Annotated in this window: 20 protein-coding genes and 2 pseudogenes; 12 read left to right on the top strand and 10 right to left on the bottom strand. The window is 58.2% G+C overall.

Annotation, left to right across the window (positions count from 1 at the left end):
* Positions 1-295: 295 nt before the first annotated feature.
* A pseudogene (locus tag FJU08_RS20825) lies at positions 296-919 on the bottom strand (LysR substrate-binding domain-containing protein); the annotation flags it as partial.
* 102 nt (positions 920-1,021) lie between these two features.
* On the opposite strand from FJU08_RS20825, the gene FJU08_RS20815 reads away from it, so the two are divergent.
* Entirely contained in the window at positions 1,022-1,717 is a 696-nt protein-coding gene (locus tag FJU08_RS20815) for an SDR family NAD(P)-dependent oxidoreductase (RefSeq protein WP_181409966.1), read from the top strand.
* A gap of 65 nt (positions 1,718-1,782) precedes the next feature.
* On the opposite strand, the gene FJU08_RS20810 is transcribed toward FJU08_RS20815, so the two are convergent.
* Complete coding sequence (locus FJU08_RS20810; protein ID WP_235890895.1) at positions 1,783-2,688, bottom strand: LysR substrate-binding domain-containing protein; 906 nt, start codon at positions 2,686-2,688, stop codon at positions 1,783-1,785.
* Between the two features lie 77 nt (positions 2,689-2,765).
* Here FJU08_RS20810 and FJU08_RS20805 point away from each other — a divergent pair, with 77 nt between their 5' ends.
* The 3 genes from FJU08_RS20805 (at position 2,766) to FJU08_RS20795 (ending at position 4,968) form a co-directional block, all read left to right on the top strand.
* On the top strand, positions 2,766-3,674 hold the full coding sequence (locus FJU08_RS20805) for a DMT family transporter (protein WP_141150970.1): 909 nt from the start codon (positions 2,766-2,768) through the stop codon (positions 3,672-3,674).
* A gap of 111 nt (positions 3,675-3,785) precedes the next feature.
* Positions 3,786-4,421: a LysE family translocator gene (locus tag FJU08_RS20800; RefSeq protein WP_141150969.1), complete on the top strand. Its 636-nt coding sequence runs from the start codon at positions 3,786-3,788 to the stop codon at positions 4,419-4,421.
* Positions 4,422-4,473: 52 nt separating this feature from the next.
* Positions 4,474-4,968, top strand: a complete 495-nt coding sequence (locus FJU08_RS20795; protein WP_141150968.1) for a glutathione S-transferase N-terminal domain-containing protein — start codon at positions 4,474-4,476, stop codon at positions 4,966-4,968.
* A gap of 334 nt (positions 4,969-5,302) precedes the next feature.
* On the opposite strand, the gene FJU08_RS20790 is transcribed toward FJU08_RS20795, so the two are convergent.
* Entirely contained in the window at positions 5,303-5,611 is a 309-nt protein-coding gene (locus FJU08_RS20790) for a pyridoxamine 5'-phosphate oxidase family protein (RefSeq protein WP_141150967.1), read from the bottom strand.
* Between the two features lie 108 nt (positions 5,612-5,719).
* Here FJU08_RS20790 and FJU08_RS20785 point away from each other — a divergent pair, with 108 nt between their 5' ends.
* Positions 5,720-6,097: a winged helix-turn-helix transcriptional regulator gene (locus tag FJU08_RS20785; protein WP_210245289.1), complete on the top strand. Its 378-nt coding sequence runs from the start codon at positions 5,720-5,722 to the stop codon at positions 6,095-6,097.
* A 21-nt stretch (positions 6,098-6,118) separates the two neighbouring features.
* Here the strand turns inward: FJU08_RS20785 and FJU08_RS20780 are convergent, their stop codons facing one another.
* Entirely contained in the window at positions 6,119-6,988 is an 870-nt protein-coding gene (locus FJU08_RS20780; protein ID WP_210245287.1) for a helix-turn-helix transcriptional regulator, read from the bottom strand.
* A 79-nt stretch (positions 6,989-7,067) separates the two neighbouring features.
* On the opposite strand from FJU08_RS20780, the gene FJU08_RS20775 reads away from it, so the two are divergent.
* Complete coding sequence (locus FJU08_RS20775; RefSeq protein WP_141150966.1) at positions 7,068-7,796, top strand: aspartate/glutamate racemase family protein; 729 nt, start codon at positions 7,068-7,070, stop codon at positions 7,794-7,796.
* A 22-nt stretch (positions 7,797-7,818) separates the two neighbouring features.
* On the opposite strand, the gene FJU08_RS20770 is transcribed toward FJU08_RS20775, so the two are convergent.
* Positions 7,819-8,706, bottom strand: coding sequence for a LysR substrate-binding domain-containing protein (locus FJU08_RS20770; protein WP_141150965.1), 888 nt, complete (start codon positions 8,704-8,706; stop codon positions 7,819-7,821).
* Between the two features lie 99 nt (positions 8,707-8,805).
* Between FJU08_RS20770 and FJU08_RS20765 the strand changes: the two genes are divergently transcribed.
* Both FJU08_RS20765 and FJU08_RS20760 read left to right on the top strand, forming a co-directional pair.
* On the top strand, positions 8,806-9,219 hold the full coding sequence (locus FJU08_RS20765; protein WP_141150964.1) for a tautomerase family protein: 414 nt from the start codon (positions 8,806-8,808) through the stop codon (positions 9,217-9,219).
* On the top strand, positions 9,216-9,647 hold the full coding sequence (locus FJU08_RS20760; protein WP_235890892.1) for a cupin domain-containing protein: 432 nt from the start codon (positions 9,216-9,218) through the stop codon (positions 9,645-9,647). Before FJU08_RS20765 ends, FJU08_RS20760 begins: the two co-directional genes overlap by 4 nt.
* A 436-nt stretch (positions 9,648-10,083) precedes the next feature.
* Here the strand turns inward: FJU08_RS20760 and FJU08_RS23095 are convergent.
* Positions 10,084-10,300 (bottom strand): annotated as a pseudogene (locus tag FJU08_RS23095) (transposase); the annotation flags it as partial.
* Positions 10,301-10,597: 297 nt separating this feature from the next.
* Here FJU08_RS23095 and FJU08_RS20750 point away from each other — a divergent pair.
* From FJU08_RS20750 to FJU08_RS20735, 4 genes are all read left to right on the top strand, one after another.
* Complete coding sequence (locus tag FJU08_RS20750) at positions 10,598-11,308, top strand: hypothetical protein (protein WP_141150963.1); 711 nt, start codon at positions 10,598-10,600, stop codon at positions 11,306-11,308.
* Positions 11,305-13,041: a hypothetical protein gene (locus FJU08_RS20745; RefSeq protein ID WP_141150962.1), complete on the top strand. Its 1,737-nt coding sequence runs from the start codon at positions 11,305-11,307 to the stop codon at positions 13,039-13,041. The genes FJU08_RS20750 and FJU08_RS20745 overlap by 4 nt, the downstream gene beginning before the upstream one ends.
* Before the next feature lie 894 nt (positions 13,042-13,935).
* Complete coding sequence (locus tag FJU08_RS20740; protein WP_141150961.1) at positions 13,936-14,889, top strand: hypothetical protein; 954 nt, start codon at positions 13,936-13,938, stop codon at positions 14,887-14,889.
* Between the two features lie 27 nt (positions 14,890-14,916).
* The gene (locus tag FJU08_RS20735) at positions 14,917-15,666 is read left to right on the top strand and encodes a DUF2272 domain-containing protein (RefSeq protein ID WP_141150960.1); all 750 of its coding nucleotides are present in this window, start codon (positions 14,917-14,919) and stop codon (positions 15,664-15,666) included.
* Positions 15,667-16,335: 669 nt separating this feature from the next.
* Here the strand turns inward: FJU08_RS20735 and argE are convergent.
* The 4 genes from argE to FJU08_RS20715 are packed head-to-tail and all read right to left on the bottom strand — an operon-like array spanning position 16,336 to position 20,466.
* Positions 16,336-17,499 (bottom strand): acetylornithine deacetylase, encoded by a 1,164-nt coding sequence (argE, locus tag FJU08_RS20730; protein ID WP_141150959.1) that lies wholly within the window; start codon positions 17,497-17,499, stop codon positions 16,336-16,338.
* Positions 17,496-18,452, bottom strand: coding sequence for a DUF6963 family protein (locus FJU08_RS20725; protein ID WP_141150958.1), 957 nt, complete (start codon positions 18,450-18,452; stop codon positions 17,496-17,498). Before FJU08_RS20725 ends, argE begins: the two co-directional genes overlap by 4 nt.
* Positions 18,449-19,435 carry an ABC transporter ATP-binding protein gene (locus tag FJU08_RS20720; RefSeq protein ID WP_141150957.1) on the bottom strand — a complete coding sequence of 329 codons (987 nt, stop codon included), beginning with the start codon at positions 19,433-19,435 and terminating at the stop codon, positions 18,449-18,451. The genes FJU08_RS20725 and FJU08_RS20720 overlap by 4 nt, the downstream gene beginning before the upstream one ends.
* Positions 19,432-20,466, bottom strand: a complete 1,035-nt coding sequence (locus FJU08_RS20715; protein ID WP_235890890.1) for an ABC transporter ATP-binding protein — start codon at positions 20,464-20,466, stop codon at positions 19,432-19,434. The genes FJU08_RS20720 and FJU08_RS20715 overlap by 4 nt, the downstream gene beginning before the upstream one ends.
* Between the last annotated feature and the right edge of the window lie 7 nt (positions 20,467-20,473).

Here is a 20,473-nt window from a genome sequence, read left to right as displayed (position 1 = left end):
GGCCGGAGACATGACTGCACCCGACCCGCAAAGCTAAACATCAGACAAAATCACCTTGCCAAACGGGCGCCATCCAGACATGACAACACCCCCTTGAGGGTTTCAAGGATCTGTCCGCACGGTGGCGTCGCCTTAACCGATCAATGCTGATTGGCGTCGGAACAAGATTTGCTAAATATCGATGCCATTCTAGCACCGGGGGAGCGGGAGCCTTCCATCCCATCGTTTTTCTGCAAATCTTGTTCCGACCCCAAATAGGGGCATTCCGACTGTGATCTGCGGCGCGCGATCCGTTTTAGGAAAGGCTTTCCGGTGCGGCAAATGCCGATGTTGCGAAGGTAATAAAGCTGCGCAGCCGTGGCGTCATTTTCCGGTCACGGTAGTACAGCAGCCACATAGGGCGTTCCCTGAGGGGCCAGTCGGGAAAGAGGCGTATCAGAGCGCCGTTTTCGATATCGCGCCGCACGAGGATTTCCGGCTGCATGATCACGCCAAGCCCGGCCTGCGCCGCTGTGCGCACGGCCTGGCCGCTATTTACGGTGATCATCCGGATCGGCGTGACATCGACCTCTTCTCCCTGTCGCACAAACCGCCAGGGCGCGCGCGCCGAAGGGCTGAAGGCAATCGTCTCATGTTGTTCCAATTCGCGTGGATGTGCGGGTGTGCCTGCACGGGTGAGGTAGTCAGGCGCGGCGCAGACCGCCATGCGGTACGGGGCCAGACGTCTTGCAATCATGCTGCTGTCGCGCATTGAACCGATGCGGAAGGCAACGTCAAAACCTTCCTCGACCAGATCGACGTTACGATCCGTCAAAGTAATATCGACTTCTACCTCCGGGGCGATTTTCCGATAGGCGCCAAGCGCCGGCATCAGAGCCTCTGTCCCGAAGGTCGCCGGCGCAGTGATCCGGACTGACCCGGCAGGAGATCGCCGAGGTGATCTGGCAGATGAGCCTTTATGGCGGCCTTCCGGCGTCGATCAATGCTTTGAACACTGCGCTTTCGGTCTTTGCCGCGCAAGGTGAAGCGACAGTCTGACATACCCGCAGAGAGGCGGAGTGTTACGTCTGATGAGTATGGAAAGAAAGCGCGTGACCGCGACCGGATCAATGCGCTGTGCGCGAATATCCGGGGCTCATCCGTTTCCGGTGCAGGGATTACGTCAGGAACATCGCTCGACGCGACCGACTGTCAGGCTGTCGCGCAATGGCTTGATGGGGTTGGGGAATTCGACATTGCTGTTGCCAATGTCAGTGCACTTTCCGGCGATTGGGATGCGGCGATCGGGACCGATCTGCGCAGCACCGTACACCTGATTGACGAGGTTTCGGAACGGATCAGCGACGGCGGTGCAATCACCTATATCGGATCCAAGGCAAGTGGCATTGCCACACCGGGGTTCGAGGCCTACGGCGCGATTAAGGCCGCCATGGTGCATTATGCGAAATCGGCTGCAGAAAAGCTGATTTCCAGAGGTATTCGGGTCAATGTCGTCTCTCCCGGCGATACTTTCGTCGAGGGTGGATTCTGGGATTCCATACAGCAGGCGGCACCCGATGCCTATCAGGCCGCCGTGGCGGGCAACCCGCTTGGGCGGCTGGCCCGGCCAGAGGAAATCGCCCGCGTGGCGGCGTTCATTTCAAGCCCTGCCGCAAGCTTTGTCAGCGGGGCAAACTGGCATGTCGATGGCGGCGCGACGCCGCATGTCCAGCAATAGCTGGCGACGGGGCCAAAGGCCCAAAAATTTCGACGAAACATACTCTCACTGGTTGCGCGCGCGTTTCAGGACACTGGCAAAGATCCGACCGGACTTGAGATGGTGGCGGAACTTTCGAGGACGGAATCGGCTAAGGCGTTGCAGACGGGATTGTTCGAGCTGGATCCGCGCACCAACACCACGTCCAGTGGAGCCACCTCGGGAAGGCCGTCATCCGCGCCCAGCTGGGTGACCGTGCTTGGCACCGATATGCGGGTGACGGCGGCAACTGCCAGCCCGGCTTCGACCAACGTCAGAAGCGCCAGCTGACTGACACTTTGGTAGGCAGCGCGGAACGGGATATTGCTGCGGGCAAGCGCCGCAAGCACGGCTGAACGCGCCTGGCTGCCCGGTTCGAAAAGCGCGACGGGCAGGGGGCGGCGCTCAAGCGCGATCCGTTCGCGGCTCGAGATCCACACCATCTTTTCGCGTCGGATCAACTGCCCCCCGACCCCGGGGGAGCGGGTGACGATCGCAAGATCGAGCTTGCCTGTCGCGATCTCAGGTAAGAGCGCAGTGGATTGGGCACAGGTCATCTCGATCTCGACTCGGGGAAAGAGCCGTCCGAAGCGGCGCAGCACTGGCGGGAGCAGGGTGGAAATATAATCCTCTGGCGCCCCGATCCTGATCCGACCGACCATCTCGGGCCTGCGAAAAGTCTCTACCGCTTCGTCATGCAGACGCAGTATGCGCCGGGCATAGGCTTCCAGTTCCTCCCCGGTGCGGGTCAGCGACAGGTTGCGGGTGTCGCGGATGAACAGAGGCTTGCCGATCTCGGCCTCCAGCCGGGCAATCTGCGTCGAGACCGTGGCCGGAGATTTGTGGATCGCGGCGGCGGCGCGGGTGAAACTCATCGCCTCGATCGAGGCGATGAAGGTACGAAGGAGAACGTGGTCCAGCTGCATGATTTTTTGGAAATCCTGAATAATCACTTCAGATTACATTGCTTGATGAAATGGTCAACGCTGCTAACCCTTTTTGAAGCCATCAAGCGAAGGGAACACAGACCATGCACACACAGACCCAAGGCATTCTGAGCGTATGCGCGGCTCAGTTTTTGCTGGGCACGCTGGGCGTCTGTGTTCTGGAAAGCGGGGCCGGCCCGGTGTCGGTCGCCTTCTACCGATGCCTGATCGGGGCGCTTGCCCTGGGCAGCTACCTGGCAATGCAAGGCAGCCTTGGCGGTCTCATCCGCCTGCCGGTCCGGGGTGTCATGCTTGCGCTGGTCAGCGGGGTGTTCATGGTCGGCAACTGGATACTGTTCTTCATGGCGATCGAACGGACAGGCATTGCGGTCGCCACTGTCGTTTTTCATGTGCAACCGTTCTTTGTGGTGATCCTGGCCGCGCTCCTGTTTCGCGAACGCCTCTACGCCGCTACGTTTGGCTGGGTCGCGCTGGCCTTGGCGGGGCTGGCGCTTGCGACCGGATATCTCGGAGGCGAGTTCGCTCCGAACCGGTCCTGGCTGATCGGCATTGGCTGCACCCTTGGCGGCGCTCTGCTTTATGCGCTGGTCACGGTCATGGCCAAGGGGATGAAGGGGATCCGGGGGCCGCAATTGGCCTTGATTCAGTGCCTATGCGGCATCGTTCTTCTGGGCTTCGTGGCTCCGCTTAGGCCGATGCAGGTCAGCCCCGGACAATGGGGCTGGTTTGCCCTGATCGGCGCCGTGCACACGGGGCTGGTCTATGCGCTGCTCTACAGTGGTTTGCCAAAGCTTCCCACCGCGCTTGCGGCGGTTCTGCTCTTCGTCTACCCCGCCAGCGCGGTGCTCTTCGATGCGCTGGTCTACGGGCATGATCTTAGCCCGTCCCAATACGTTGGCTTTGCCACCATCCTCATGGCGAGCCTTGGCGTAACGCTAAAATGGGGCATGTCGAGGAGCGTCGGCGCGACGGGGGGCAACCTTGGCCGGTAGCCCCCATTTCCCGACGCCTTAAATTTGAAATGTACTCATCGGAAGGGGGCTTGTGGTTCTTCCATAAACATGACATTCAGAAATTCCAGCATGCTATCTGAGGAGCGCAAAATGCTGGAGTCTTCTTCCCTTTTAATATTCCCCCTAGCCGCTCTGGCGCTTACGGCCACGCCGGGACCGGACATGTTGCTCATTGCATCGCGAAGTGTGAGCCAAGGGCGTGTGGCGGGCCTCTTGACATTCTTTGGAATTGCGGCGGGAACCTATTGTCATTCTCTCGCCGCAGGATTGGGCCTTTCGCAGCTCCTCAAGACCGTCCCTGCAGCCTATGAAGTGGTTCGCTGGGCGGGTTGTGCCTATTTGCTCTATCTGGCGTTCAAGACACTTCGCGCAGATCGCACAAACGGCACCTCATCCGCCATGACTTCGGAAATATCCATGGGACGCATATTCTTGGCAGGGTTCCTGACGAATCTTCTGAACCCCAAGATGGCGCTCTTCGTTCTGGCGCTGTTTCCCCAGTTTACAAAGCCCGAGAACGGAGCGCTTACGCTGCAGATGCTTGCTCTTGCTACAATTTTGAACACAGTCGGTTTTTTCGTGAACGGAAGCGTGATCCTCATTGCCGGACGGCTGCGACGCAACATGAAGTTTGCCGCGAAATACGCCCGGCTTCCGAATTACTTTTTGGCGTCTGTGTTTGTCGGACTGGCCTCCCGGCTTGCGTTCGGATCAAGAGCGGCGTGACGCATCGCAAAATGAAAATCTGACGTGAAACGGGAAAGGCCAGCGACTTGACATGCTGACAGTATGGGGACGAAAAACATCATCCAATGTGCAGGCGCTGACGTGGTGCATCGGCGAACTTGGGCTTTCTTACACGCGCCATGATGTCGGCCATAAATACGGTGGCACCGACACCGACGAATTTTTCGCATTGAATCCCAACAGGACGATGCCCGTCCTGCAGGATGAAAATGATCCACCGCTTTGGGAGACAGGGGCCATCCTGCGCTATCTGACGATCCGCTACGCTCTTGGCACGGCGTTTTGGCCAGACGATCTGGTTGAGCGCAGCAATATCGATCGCTGGGCCGAATGGTCAAAGCTCAATATCGCTCTAGGTTTTACCGCGCGGATCTGGAGCGTGGCGTTGACGAGCCCGGCGACCATGCTCGACACCTCTTTCGCCACCCGTGATGTCACCATGCGCATCAGTGTCGGCAAGGCGATCCCCTGTCCGAAACCGATTACGAAGAGGAACAACGAGAGAGTAAAGGGGGATGGAGGCTGACCGGTGGGGCCGAGGGCAACAAGCGCTGAGAAGATCAGGAATCCAACCGTCTCCGCGGCCACTCCAACCGCTGCCAGATAGGTCCTGATGCGGTGTTCCAGGGCTGGCGATAACAGTGGCCCCAGCAAGAAGCCGACACCGTATGGCAGAAACGTCAGCCCGGCCGTCAGCGCGGTCTCTTCAAATGCGCCCTGAAGGTAGATGGCTGTCCCGCAGAGCCGCAAAGCGCCGAGGCCAGTGAAAAACCGATCAGGCCGACAAGGAAAATCCGGCCCCGGCCTAAAATATCTCCGAGCCGTCCCCCGGTGATCAGGAACAGGGCATAGACGGCTGCTTAGGCCGAGATGATGAGCGGCTGCTCAGTCGGGCTGGTCGCCAGATCGGCCATGCCAAGAGTCCGGCTGTCCAGAACCTTGAGAAACCCTGCAGGCCCACCCCGGTGCTGGATATAGGGGCGCCCGGCGGCGCTGGCACTTGCCAGAAAACAGCTTCGTTGCGCGGTGATAAAGGTTTCAAGCTCGCGCGAGATATCAATTGGCCAAGTGGCTTCGGCGTAATGCCTGCGCGAGCCGTATCTGGCTTGCGCGGCTTGAATGGCCGGCGTGAACACAAGGCCGTCCGGCGAGCGGTCGAAGTCCGTCATAGCATCCTCTCATCGGGTGGAAACGGGATAAATGACCTTATGAATAATTTAGTATACCTCAGGCAAGAACACACGAATCTGGAACATAGTATCAATATGGATACCGAGATGGGGCAGGATACCGGACGGGCTCAACGCTTCGAGAGCTACGCGCATTCGAGAAACTGCGCTGTGGAAAGCGCGCTTGAGGTCATTGGCGGCAAGTGGAAGGGGGTCATCCTGTTCCATCTTCTCGACGGGGCGATGCGGTTCAGTGAGATCCGGCGGGCTGTTGGGTCGATTACGCAGCGCACCTTGACAAAGCAACTGCGCGAGTTGGAGGCTGATGGCGTTCTGACCCGAACGGTATATCCGGTCGTGCCTCCGCATGTGGAATACTGCCTTACGGAAAAGGGCTACGCGCTTCGAACGGTGCTTGTCACGCTCCGGGACTGGGGGCGGAGCTATACCCTGCAAGGGCGGGAAGCCGGAACGTCTCAGGACTGAGGGCGCGCGTTGTCGCCATGTCTAACGACAGGCAGCGGCATAAGTACCGGGCGTGACCCCGTAATACTTGCGAAACTGCCGGATCAGATGGCTTTGGTCGTACAATCCTACGGACAGGGCCGTTTCTGCGGCATCGGTCCCGCGAGACAGTAGATCCTTGGCGCGGTTCAGGCGGATCTGGGTCAGGTAGCGGTGAACCGTAAGCCCTGTGCAGGTGCGAAAAACATGCATGAAATGATATTCGCTGAGTCCGGCCACAGCCGCCACATTCGCAATCGAAATCGCGTCGGCGAAATGCGCTTGAAGGTAGTCCATAGAGCGGCGTATGTCTGCACGTGCAGCCGTCCGGCGGCCTCCTGAGTGCGACCATCTTCCATAGCGCGCGATGATCCCGCCGAAGGCGGCATAGGCCGCACATTCGCGTTCAAGACGATCAGGACTTCCGGTTATGATGCGGTGCGCGCGCAAAAGGTCCTGCGTAACTTTTGGATCATGGTGCATGGCCTCGCTGCCAAAATCCAGCAGTCCATGCCCGCCCAGAACATCGCTGGCAATTCTGTCCAGTAATCTTGCGGACGGATAGAAAGCGCAATAGTCCCATCCCTCTTCGCGCGTTGCGGCTTCTGCGGTATGCACTTCGCCCGGATGAATGATCATGACGGTTCCCGCCGCGGCGATACCGTCATGACGAAGAATGCGATTACGTTGAGAGCCCCGGCTGAAGGCTGCAACGACGAATTCATCGTGAAAATGGGCAGGGTAGCTGTGATCGAAGCAGGAGGCGGTGAGCAATTCCAGGCCATCGGGCAGCCCGGTATCGCGCCAAAGCCTTATTCGGTCGCGTCGTCGCAGTGTCATTTGATCTGCCCTTTCTGCGCTGACTTTTGCCAAGGCGCAGCATTGTCCAATCCTTTCGGGCGTCCGGCTGTTACACGTACCATGTCTGGAAAGCTGAAGAAAGTTGACGGTCATGGAACAGAACGGTGTGACACGCCCCTTGAAGCAGAAGGTTATCGGGATTCTCGGCGGTATGAGCAATCAGGCCACCGGTGAATATTATCGCATGCTGAACGAGCAATTGAATGCCAAGCTTGGTGGCTGGGACAATGCAGAGATCGTTATCGTCTCGGTTAATTTCGGTAATATCGAGTATTTTGTGCGCAACGACCTTTGGGACGAGGCGCGGAGCTATCTTGAGGGAAAGGTGACCTTCCTTGAGCGGGCGGGGGTTGATGTCATCGGCTGCGTTTCCAATACCATGCATCGTGTCGTGGAGCCGATCATGGCGGGTCGGGAGACGCCTTTTATTCATATATCGGACCCGACGGCTGAGGCCGTTCAGGCGGCCGGGATTCGGCGCGTGGGTCTGTTGGGAACATTGCCCGTCATGCAGTCCGAAACGCTGCGCCACCGGTTTGACGAAAGGTTCGGGATCGAGATCCTGACCCCACCGGAAGAGGACAGGGGCGTGGTGGATCGGATCATCTTCGACGAGCTGGTCCGGGGGACACGGCGGCCGGACTCGAAAGCGGAATATCTACGGGTCGTAGACGGGCTTCGCGCGCAGGGGGCGCAGGGTGTGGTCCTCGGGTGCACCGAGATATTCTTGCTGATCGGGCAATCTGATCTGCCGGATTTCCCGGTGTTTGACACCACGGCGCTCCATGTCAAAGCGCTGGCGTCGTTTGCCCTATCTTGACGGGCTGCCTGACAGAATCTGATCACCACATTTTGCAGGCATCCTGCACGGCCGCGCGCAGGATCTCCGCCATATGCGTGACGACCGGCGTTGCGGTCGAGCTGCCGTGAAGGAGGAGCAGATCGAGTTTCGGCAATTCCGGCAGGCCTTGGGTGCCGGGATCGAGGCATCGGCAGGTGGCCGGGCAACCGATTGGGGTGCGAAGCGCAACCCCGAGGCCGGCAGATGTCGCTGCCCAAAGACCCGCGACACTGGGCGAGACGAAAGCCATGCGCCAGGCAATCCCCGCCCGGTCAAGAGCTTCACATCCCAGACTGCGCAGAACGCATGGGGCCTCAAGCGCCACCAGCGGCAACGGAGCCTCCGCCGAGGGCGCCACTGGCGCATTGTTGTTCGAGCCGATCCAGCACAGCGGGACCGAGGCGCGCCGTTCCGCCCGAGGCGGCGCGCTGCCATCATCCCAGGCAAGCGCGAGGTCGAGCCGTCCATCCCGCACCCGTTCGATCAGATCGGCGTTGCGGTCTACGCGCCCCTCGATACGCACGCGGGGATGGCTGCGGGCAAAGCGGCCGAGCACCTCTGTCAGTACCGCCTCGCCGAAATCCTGTTGCAGTCCGACACGCAACCAGCCCTCAAGGTCGGCTCCGCGCAGCGCCGCCGCAGCCTCGTCGTTGAGGGCGAGGATACGCCGGGCATATCCAAGCAGGATTTCTCCAGCTTCGGTCGGGCGCAGGCCGCGGCCTGCCTTCATGACCAGTGCCGTGCCTGCCTGCTCCTCGAGCTTGTGCAACTGGGCACTGATCGCCGAGGTCGAGCGCCCCAGCCGGTCGGCGGCCTGCGCGAAGCTGCCGCTTTCCAGCCCGGCGGCGAAACTGCGCAACGCGTCCATGTCGAAATTCGGTATACGCATCATTTGTCCCAAAAAATAGGATTATTAATCCTAATTAATCTGATTTTCGGGATGAAAATGCGCCCCTATGTTGCCCTCGTCAACCAAGAGGAGCCAATCATGCCCTTTACCCGCATTTCGCTGCGCACCGGTCGCAGCCCCGAAGATCTCGTCGCCATTCGGCACGCGCTCTACCACGCCTTGACCGGATGCTTCGAAGTGCCCGAGAACGACAGCTTCGTCGCCATCCATCAGCACGCGCCCGAAGAACTGGTCTTTGATCACGATTACGGCGGCGGACCGCGTTCGGACGACTATATCTATTTCCAGATCACCACCGGGAAGCGGCGCTCCGAAGATGTGACGGCCGCTTTCCTTGAACGGCTTGTCGCCAATCTGGCCGAGGCCCCCGGCATCCGGCCCGAGGACGTGATGGTGCAATTCATCAACATGACGCCAGCGGACTGGTCCTTTGCCAACGGTCGTCTGATGAGCCGGATGACGCCTGAAGAGCTGGGGAGGACCGACCTGTGAACGGTGCGCTGAAAACGCCTGCGGAGGTGGTTCTGCTCCGGGCGGGCGAAGGCGTCCAGCATGTCGAAGCGCCGGTCGCCACGGCGCCCTACCAGGCGCAGATGCTGCTGATGAGCGAGGCCGAGGGCGAGATGACCGCGATGCGCGCCTGGTTTCGGGACGGGACGGTTACCCATTGGCATAGCCATCCGCGCGGGCAGCTTCTGGTGGCGCTCTCGGGGGCCGGGCGCGCGTGCTGTGAGGGCGGCACGGTGATCGCGCTGGCGCCGGGCGACGCGCTGTGGTTCCCGCCCGGCAACCGGCACTGGCATGGTGCGGCCGAAGGCAGCGACTTCAGCTATATCTCGGTTCAGCAGGTCGAGGATGGAGCCTATGTCCGCTGGATGGAGCCGGTTGGCCAAGCCAAAAACGAAGAGCCGCCGCGATGATCGCAAAGGAAACGTTGGCGGCGTCGTTGCTCAAATTAGCCGATCACCGCAATGCATCCTGCCCCTGCGATGGCCATCGCCGCAACGCAGCTTCTCCATACCGGACTTTCATGGCACCACGCAGCATAGTTCAGGTTCCCGAAGTCGGCAGTGCGGAGATGTTGTTGAAAAAGTCGACGTTCGAAGCGTTCTGGGTGCCATCCAAAGGGATCGGATTGCTGGCTCCGCTCATGCGGGAGCTGGCCGGGGCGCCAATCTGGCCAGTTTGCGGAGGTTCTGGGCGGGTGCGGCGAGTTGGAATTGCTCGGTTGCGCCTTTGGGGCCACGCCGACGGTGCTCTGCCCCCTGAAAACTGGATCGTTTGATGTTGGAGTATTCCGCGGTCTTTTCCTGGCTGGGAGAAGGAGTGGAAGAGATGAAGGCATCGAAGTTTTCAGACGCCCAGCCGGTTCCTGCGGATGAAGCGGTTGTAGAGCGTCTTGTGCGGGTCATAGCACCTTCGGTGCATCTTTTCACTGCAGCCCGTTGCGGATCACATAGACGATGTCACGCACCACGCGGCGGTCATCAACCCGAGGAACGCCATGCGTTAACGGGAAACAAGGCGATATCCGGGCCATCTGGCGCTCGCTCAACAGAAACAAATTTCCCATCTCGGTCTCCTTAAGCAAAGACCATGAATCACATCTCAAACAAAATTAATAAGTCCTGGGCCTAGCTGTGCGAAGCAAGGCCGTCGCTTGGAGGGAGTGCGTGAAGCAGAATTGAAATCGAACGAAAACAAGCGTTTGATGAAAAAAGGAAAATCTATGGCAATTTGATGTTGTCAGTAATTTCATTCTATGCTGAAGTATCGTTAATTCAAAAAGCAAGCATACATCTTTTTAATTTCGTAAATCATGGGATTATATCCTCGGCTTTATTGAGGGTTTCACGTGTTTAGAATTGCCTTGCTCATACTCGTGCTGATTTCCTCTGGCTGCACGCTATCTCAAGTCGGTGGCTTTGAGGATGCTGCCGCCTATGACGCTGCCTGTTTCAGGGAGAAGCTTTATGAGGCGGTCAATTTCTCCGAGGGATGCCCGCGGCGCACGAACGAAGCGCCATCTATCAGAGCTGGCTACTACAATGAGCGATTTGAATATCTGGCGCGTGCCGAATATGCCAATCAGCTTTCCTATCAGTACCGCAGGGCGGCCCGGCGGGCTTCGCAGGGGCAAGATTTCGGCGCGGTCAGCATCATCGCGTCTGCAGGTACGGCGGCAGGTGGTCTGCTGTTCGGCTCCAGCCTCAATCTGGTAAAGGGGGCGGGGCTGGCGGCGGGACTTGCCGACGCCAATCTTGGCTATTTCCAGCCAAAGCAGGCCCAGCTTTCGTTGCTCTTGGCCGCCTCAAAGGCCAATTGCATTGCAACCGCCGCCCAGCCGGAACCCTTGGATATGGTGGCCGGCAGACAGGTGCTCAATGACGCGATCAGTGCGGTCGAGATATCGCTGGCAGAGGCACTAGTTCGCGACACGCCCAGTTTTGAGACGTTGGTTGCGGCCTTACGGGCGGCTGGTACTTCGGTGACTAAAGAGATGAACGAGGGTGGCATCGGCGGCCGCACTGTCGAAAATCTGAAACATGATGTCGATCTCTGCCTGGGGCGTTCGTCATGAGCGCCGGAAGGAACTGGCGAGCGCGGTCAGGGCGGTATTGCGCCGCGCACCGGCACGCGAGCGCCAATATGCCGCTCCCTCAAAAGCCGGCGCTTAGGTATAAAGCTGCTGCAGGCAGCATAGCCCTTTTAAGCCCTGCTCTTGCCTTTATCTTGGCGGCCTGCACCGAATTGGCTGCGGAAGCAGGCTTGGAATACCAAATCCCAGCCAACCAGTGGCAGCCGTTTGTCTTTGCTGACATCGATCAAGTCGTGGCTGAGGGCGGCAACCGGATTGTCGTGGATAGCCGCAGCGGCAAGTCCATCATTGCGGCTACATTGCCACTCACCATGACTCAGTCCGGCCTGTTCAAGGCCAGCGTCACGTGGACCTTTGGTGCGCGCAATGCCATTGAGGATCCACGTCCGTGTGGGCTTGCTTACAGCCGAAACGATGTGCCCCAGTCGGGCAACCGGTTCCGGGTCAGGGCGGGCGACAAGGTCCGGATCGGTTTTGAATGTGCGGCGAGCCGGCATCCCTTTGGCGTTGGTGCACAGTCTTCGTTTGCGCCATTCCAAGTCGTTCTGGGCCCTGCCATGTACACCATAGCGGCCGCCAAACGTCCGGCTTTGGGCGACCCTCAAACAGGCACATCATCACCGCAAGGCCCTGCCTTCGCGCAGACACATACACCTTCGGTTCCCCTTGTACGCAGATTACCACCCATGCTGTCATGTCCGGCGTTCACGCCGTCTGGCGGGCTTTTGCCCCTCAATGCCCCAGCGGTAGAAGATGTGACGAAGCGGTCTGAGGATACCAGGCCGGTTCCGCAGGCGATTATGAACTATGCCATGACTGTACTTGGCAACTTTGAAGCTGGTGCCGGTAATCCTTATGCAGAGGTCTCCGCTCTTGAGGGGCTTTCGCTTGGCTATTTTCAATGGAATGCGGGCCGGGGTACGCTTTACACGCCTTTCTTGAGCGCCATGACGTCTGAGCATATAGCGCTAGCGCCGTCTTCCGTACGGCCCGGTATTGAAACACTTCATAGGGTCGCAAAAGGGCTGGCGTCGCTCTCCGATGGTACGGCGGTGATTGCGGACTGGCGCAGGTCCGCGCCCGGCGATCCACTAGTGCGCGGAATCCGCCGCTCGGTACGTGCCGGACTCTCCGAATGGCTTGCGCTGCCATCCGTGGTTGATATTCAAAAAAGCATCATGCTCGGGACCAATGCGCTTGCCTATTCCTATGCGCGCCAATGGCTTGTAACGCAGGGTATCACCACGGCGACAACAAGTCAGATGCGTATCGCCGACACCTACTTTCTGAATATGTTGGTGCATGTTGGTGGCAGGAACGGCATGTGGCAGCCGCATGCCCATGCATTCCGGGAGAGCTTTTCATCCGATTTGGCCATGATGGACTATATCGCCTTATGGCTTGCCGTTTGCCAGAATAACGGTGGCCGCAGGCTCTACAATGTCGCCGAGGCTCGCAAAAATGCGCTGAAATATGCCAGCATGGTGGCCAGGAATCCGCGAAGCTTCACCGACAACCAGTTTGATCTCTACGCGCTCGCCTTCCAGCTCGCCACCCACTCGATCGACGATAACGACGGTGCTGCGTTTCCAGGTTTTTTCCAGGCCGAAGTGTTGCTGCGCTTCGGAGTTATAATTTTCGGCGCTGGGACAATAGGCGGCATGCCTTATGAAGCCGTGTCGCGGGCGGCCAAAAAGGATGCGATGGGCGACTGAGCTGTGAGAGCCAGCCCGCAGCTGGCTGTGCTTAGCGGTCACAGCGATTAGAATTGTTCTCAGGGGCTTGCCCCCCGACGGGGGAGAAATTGGGTGCCAGAAAGCAAACCGCCGACTTGGTAGTGCCGGAGGACACGACCCTTCGCTACCATCAGCGCAAGGAGAGGATTTAAACATGATATTTCAACATTTTCTGACCTTCAAAGGCGCGGTGCTGACGCGGGAGGAGGACGCATATCGATTAAGATTCGACTACATGACGATCGACGCCGCTGGCGCGCCCAGGTGTTGTCTCCGAAAGATGGCGGGTTTGATTGCTTGGCCAATGTCGGCTGTCGCGTCAGGGGGCAGTGTGATTGGGCTTAATCCTGATACCCCTTTGCGACTCCACAACCAGAAAGCCGAGGCGTCTGCGGGCTTTGTTGCGTCCAAGCCGCCGTTGTGCAAGTCGGCAGGTCCGAGGCCAATCTGGTGTGCCATCTGGATGCGTCGCCTATTTCCTACTGCATCTTTCCGCTTGGGCTTCGACCGACTGAAGGTGCCGGTTCGGTTGGTGATGTCGTTCTGGTCATGCCTTTTGCAATATGCACCCCCTCTTTTCATCACCGCCGATCTCCGCCCGCGTAGTCATAAGCGGGCGGATGTATCTATGGCGCCCGACGCGGCGTTTTTTGGCTGACCGGTTATGTCGTGCGAAGAAGGCGCCACGCCAGCTGGCGACTTCGCTCTTCCATCTGTCGTTATTCGGGAGAGCAAAGGAGAGGTTGGCCAAGTTCACTGTAACAAATTGCTGCTGTGGCGATTGGCCGTGTCGCGCCATTCACTGAAATTACTAAGATCTTCAATGGAATTTAAGTAATATAATCATATAAACAAATCAAAAAGGAGTTTTAATTGTTGAATATAAAAGTAGAATGTGATGGAGATCCTCAAAAAAAAGGATCAAGTTGGTTTGCAACAGATTTATCTACAGGAAATAAATTTCTTGTAGGTTACACTGTTCCATATTCCGGCGGTGATGGAAAACACCGAGGAATTACACAGACAAAAGTTCTGAATGGCTTGCCAGATCTATATTATGACAGATTTCAGCAAGAATTGAAATTTGGCTCGTGGGCTCATTTCATATGGCCAACCGTCGTAGCTGAAAGTGCTGGTGGTCACCATCTTCTCGTCAACACGTATGACAGGGCACGATTTACGTTTGGCTTTTATCAACTTGCGGCACATACTCCGAATGACAACCTCATTCTTCTGTTTCGGAAACTCCTCACCCTCGAGAGTGCAGCCAAGTATTTTCCGGACCTCGTGCTGAAATCGAACAAGGTTCATCTGAAGGGCAAAAACGACAATTTGACCTCGCTTGAGACGGTTACGAGTGTTACCCGTCCTAACGGTAGGGTTGAGGACCAGATCGTCGGCTTCATGACCTACCTCAATCCTGACACGCAGAAGGTCGGTGAGATCGAGGTCCTGAATACAGCCAAGCTGATGCATTGGCTTATGTCGGACACGGAGGCCGTTAGTTTGTCGGTAGCCACTGCCCTTGAGATTATGAAGCGTAAGCTAAAGCGTGCGGCCAGTACTTTCGGACTAGTGGGCAAGAGGCCGGAACTCGCAATTTGGGTCTCCGATATCCTCCATCAGGGGCGCGGCGGCAATGCTGCAATCAGAAATGCGCTTTCAGAAGCCGATTTCAACAGACAGATGCAGGCGCTCTATCATATCGGCTCGCAAAACAGCCAATTTGCAGGGCGACGCAAGACCGTGCGCGACTGTATCAAAAAGCTCGTGAATGAGGGTCGTTTCGACGGAAAGTGGCTTGGGCAGGGCGAACTGACGCTTTGAGTTAATCTAGCAAAATAGGAGGTTACCATGGCTTTTCGAGATCAGCTTGTTGCGAAAGCGCTCCAACAATGGGAGTGGTTCGGCAAAGATCGCGGCCGCGTCGACAAATATATAGATCACTCAGGCAAAACCACATTGGAAAGTATTACGAACGGCCAAACCAACCGTCGAAAGGAAACCGTGGAGCCATTCGCGGATCGTGTCGGCGACTTTTGGCTGGCAATGCCAACCAAGGATTATGATACTCTCGTCAAGAACTATGCCAGGCAGAAGGGCAAGCTCGACGGAACGATTGATCTCCCGTGGTCGGCGGCCTTCATCTCTTATTCGATGCAGGTGGCCGGCGCCGGAACCGCATTTCCTTATGCCGCCGGGCATGCGGCCTGGATCGTCGCCTCAATTCGTAACCGGCAGAAGAACAAGCTTAAGGCCTCGCTCGTCGGATATCGATTGGGCGAGGTGCCGCTTCAGGTCGGCGACCTTATCGGTCGCCCACGCGGTGATGACAAAAATCTCAAATACGATGAGGCCGTTGCCAAAGGCTGGTTCTCATCGCACTCAGACATCGTTGTAGAGATCGATTCAGCACATCGAAAGGCATTCGTGATCGGCGGTAATGTTGGTCAATCTGTCAGTAAGTGCGACGTCAGTATCACCGCTGACGGGAAGCTCGACGATCCGGATGGTTGGTTCGTGCATATCCGTAACAACATAGAAAACAAACCAAACGAAGCGATCGCCAGCTTAGTGGATCCTGCCGCGTTTAAGGTCGGTTAAGCGAACGATTCGCTCATCTTATCATTCTGACCGTTTTTGCTGAATTGCGATAGCACGTCAGCAGCATTTCCCCTGGGGTTTGAATCGCGTCATACGTTCGCGTACCAAATTCGTGATGATTAAAGCAATTCTGTGCTAGCAAACCGGCTGGAGTTCCATAATAACTCCACGTCGCACTCTCGCGTATTAAATAAAAAAATCAGAGGTTTATCCAGATCCAATTCGTGGCCGTAGGTTCGTATCCCATCAAGACCTGAAGCAGCCCATCAGAACGGGATATGTAGCTGACGTTCATTCTGTGCGCCGCAAATTCCCGCAATAGGCGGGAAGCCGGTCTTCGCTGCATCAAGCGAGCCGACGGGGACCAACGCTGGAAAGCGGGATTGGCACTGCACATTGCCGCCTTCACCGGCTCCGCACCACTCCGGCAACCAGACGCCCGACGCGTAATCCACCTACATCTCGACAAAGCACCTTCTGTCAGCCTTCATGGTTGGAGCAATCACTTCAAGCGCATCGAAGAAGCTTAGCAACAAACTGAACGCTGGCATCGCGCGGCAAGAAGATGACTTTCGTGTTCCTCAACGCTCGTCCGCAATTGGCTGTACCCCGTCCAAATCCATCTGCAAAAGTCAAACGGAGAAGCCTGAGAGCGCACCGGCAGATTGCTCAGCTATGCCCAGCAGCAAGCCTCTGCAGAACCCCGGCAAGCATCGCGTCGCAAGCTTCAAGCTGCGAGAGCTCCACAAATTCGTCCGCCTTATGCCCCTGCGCCATATCGCCCGGTCCGCAAACCACGGTCGCAATTCCCGCTGACTGGAAGAAGCCGGCCTCCGTGCCGAAATCGACCTTGCCGCAAGTTCCCTTCCCGCCTGTGGCAGCGACCATTTCAACGGCGGGATCATCCGGTTTCGCATCAAAGCCCGGATAAGCATTGGTGTTCGTGATCACAATCGAACACTGGCCGAATTGCGAGCGATACTTCTCTTCAAGCTTGCCGGCCGCGGCTGCAATGCGTGCAAGGATATCCTCCGGCTTTTCACCGGCCAGATGCCGGATCTCGAATTCCATGACCGCCTTGTCGGGCACAATGTTGAGCGCCGTGCCGCCGGAAAACAGTCCGGCGTGCACCGTGGAAAAGGGAATACCATAGGCGGCGTCCTGCGCCCCGTGTTGCTCAAGATCGGCCTGAACCTGCTGCAGGATCGTCAGAAAATCGCCGGCCGGATGAAGCGCGTTGAGGAATTTCGGGGCCGAGGCGGAATGTCCGGCCATACCCTTGAATGTGACACGGTAGGAGGTCTTGCCCTTGTGGCCGATGACAGGCTGCATGCGGGTGGGCTCACCGACAATGCAGATCGCAGGTTTGCCGATGGTCGCATCGAGCTCATCGATCATATTGGCGATACCGATGCAACCAAGCTCCTCATCATAGGAAAAGGCGAGCTTCAGCGGTTGGTGCAAAATCATTCCTGAAGCCTTGTCGGCAGCCGCGAGCGCGGCGGCAGCAAAGCCTTTCATGTCGCAGCTTCCACGCCCGTAAAGCCGCCCGTCTCGCTCCGTCACCGCGAATGGGGCGAAGCGCCACGGCTGGCCGTCCACCGGTACCACGTCGAGATGCGCCGACAGCATCACACCGCCGGCGCTCTCCGGATGCGAGGTCGCGAAGACGCCCGCTCGTGTTCCAGACGGGTCTGACAGCCTGTGGCAGCAAAAGCCGATACCTGTCAGGTGATCGATGATGTAGTCTGCAATATCCGTGTAGTTTGCCGCGGTACAGACGGACGGAAACCCGATCAGTTTTTCGAGATGGTTGAGCGTGGTTGAGGTCATTTCTTTTCGCGTGCCGGAGCCGAAAACGGAATCGAGAACTGTTGCTTGCCGCTGAGAGTCACGACCGCACCTTCTTCGACAACGACGTTCGGCTCAGCGATGGTATGGCCAATGATGCAACCATCCATGATGATCGGCGCGCCCAGATAAAGCGCTGCACAATTCCATCGTCCCGACAGCAGATAGTGGGCATCCGTTTCGATGCACTGAACAACACAGTCGCCGTCGACAATGATGCGATGCTGATCGGAAGCGACCAGCGGCGTTCCGGCATTGACGGTTATGGCGCCTGTCGGCGTATTGAGCGGCGCTATGACATCAAGCGCAATGTCGGCGACCAGCGCTGCAAGGCTTTCATGCGGCGCAATGGCATTGTGCAGCACCTCGACGCAGGCCTCGCCGCGAACGCGTCGCGCGGAGCCCAGATCCGGCCTTTCGCTGACAAACGCGCTGTTGCGTGCAGCAAGGCCGCAGCCTGGCCCAAGCGCAATCATTCCGACATCACGGTCAGCGTTTTCATCAAGCACAGTTTTGAGCGCGTCGGCCGCTGTCGCGCCGGCGTTCATCTCGGCAAGAACGGCTTGATTGAGCGGCAGACCGGACACAGAAAAGGCGTTTGGCAGACGGTGGCCGGTGACAAGCCCAACCTTCGCATCCGCTGCCAGAAACTGTATAAGCGGCGCAGGACGGTCCGGACCGCTTGAGATGACGGCGGCGCATGGCGCGTCGGCGATTTCGGTCGACGGCAATGGGCCTGTCTTCTCGCCTTCGGTAAAAAGCGTCGACGTGCCGCCGCGCTGGGTTTCGGCCCGCAGCAACCGGCCGTCAGCAGTGATCGCGGCGAAGACCGCAAACCCGCCGATCGAACCGGTTCCGACCCGTTCAGCCGCCCGCAATGCCCGAAAGACCGCCAGCCCCGCTTGCGGGCCCATTGCGCCAATGCCGATAGTCATGCCGCACCGATCTTTCCGGCTTCGACACCCTCGCGCAAATGGCAGGCGACCTTCTGGCCGGTTGCAACGCGCTTCAACGGCGGGACCTTCTGGCGGCAAATATCCTCGGCAATGGGGCAGCGCGTATGGAAGTGACAGCCTGACGGTGGGTTCACCGGGCTTGGCACGTCGCCATTGAGCACGATCCGCTCGCGTTTTCGGGCGGAGGGATCGGCAACGGGTACGGCCGAGAGAAGCGCCTGCGTATAGGGATGTTGCGGGCTGGCGAACAAGGTCTTGCGTGGGCCGATTTCGACGATCCGCCCGAGATACATCACCGCAACCCGGTGGCTGATATGCTCGACCACGCTCATATCGTGCGAGATGAACAACAGCGACAGGCCCATTTCCTTCTGCAGCGAAATCAGAAGATTGATCACCGATGCCTGAATCGAGACATCAAGCGCGGAAACAGGTTCATCGGCAACAATCACTTCCGGTTCGACAATCAAGGCCCTGGCGATGGAAAGGCGCTGACGCTGGCCGCCGGAGAATTCGTGGGCGAACCGGGTCATCTGATCGGGGCGCAGCCCGACTTTCTCGAAAGTTTCGGCAACCTTCATGGTCAGCGCCCGGCCGGAAGCGAGCCCGTGGATTTTCAGCGGCTCGCCGACAATTGCCCCAGCCGTCATACGCGGGTTGAGCGACCCATAGGGATCCTGAAAGATCGTCTGGACCTGCCGGCGCACCGGCTTCATCAGCCTGCGCGAAAGACCGGCGATATTCTTGCCATGGACCATGATCGCGCCTTCGGAGGGCTCATGCAGCTTCATGATCATCTTGCCGACAGTGGATTTGCCGCAGCCGCTTTCGCCAACGAGACCAAGCGTTTCGCCCGGCGCGATATCGAAGGAAACGCCGTTGACCGCATTGACAAACCCCTTGCCGCGCACCGGAAAGCGTTTGGCCAGACTATCGACGGTGAGTACGGATTGCATGCTCATGGTTGGGTCTCCAGCGCATCTGAATGCCAGCAGGCGGCGAAATGATCCGGTGCCTTGGCTTCGAAGACCGGCATCTCGGCCCGGCATTTGGCAGTGGCGAAATGGCAGCGGTCGGAAAAGCGACAGCCAGGCGGCAGGTCTGTCAGTGGCGGCACCACGCCCGGTATTTCCTGCAACTCGGTATCCCCCACCTCGCCGGCCTCGCCAAGCTTTGGAAGTGCGCCCAAAAGGCCGATCGTATAGGGATGGCGCTGCCGACGGAAGAGGTCTTCGACGCGCGCCTCTTCGATCTTCTGACCGGCATACATGACGATTACCCGGTCCGCCATTTCCGCGACCACGCCCATATCATGGGTGATCAGCACGATAGCCGTGCCGGTATTGTCACGCAGTTCCTTCATCAGATCGAGAATCTGCGCCTGAATGGTGACGTCGAGCGCGGTCGTCGGTTCATCGGCGATCAGAACCTTCGGATTACAGGACATGGCAATGGCGATCATGATGCGCTGCAGCATGCCGCCGGAAAACTGGTGCGGAAATTCCTTCAACCTCTGTTCCGGCGCCGGGATACTGACGCGTTTCATCATACTGATGGCATGTTCGCGCGCTTGAGACGAATTCATGCCGAGATGCTGCTTGATGCCCTCCGTCATCTGACGGCCGATGCTGAGCACCGGATTGAGTGAGGTCATCGGCTCCTGAAAGATCATCGAGAGATCTGCACCGCGCAGATCCTGCAACTGCCTGTCGGATAACGTGGTGAGGTCCTTGCCGTCAAAGAGGACACGACCTCCGGCAATCCGGCCCGGCGGGCTCGGAATTAGCCCCATGATCGACAGCGATGTTACGCTCTTGCCCGACCCGCTTTCGCCGACGATGGCGAGTATTTCTCCGGCTTTCAGCTCGAATGAAACCCCATCGACCGCGCGCGCAGTGCCCGCCTTGGTCTTGAACTCGGTCTGCAGGTTTTCAACGGCGAGTACGGTTTCGATCTGACGTGCATGGGCCACTTTATCTTGCATAACTGCCATATCGCTC

The organism is Martelella alba (genome assembly GCF_006516955.1).
Taxonomy (GTDB): domain Bacteria; phylum Pseudomonadota; class Alphaproteobacteria; order Rhizobiales; family Rhizobiaceae; genus Martelella; species Martelella alba.
The sequence above is the reverse complement of the archived record's forward strand: the minus strand, read 5'-3'. Positions and strand labels throughout refer to the sequence as shown.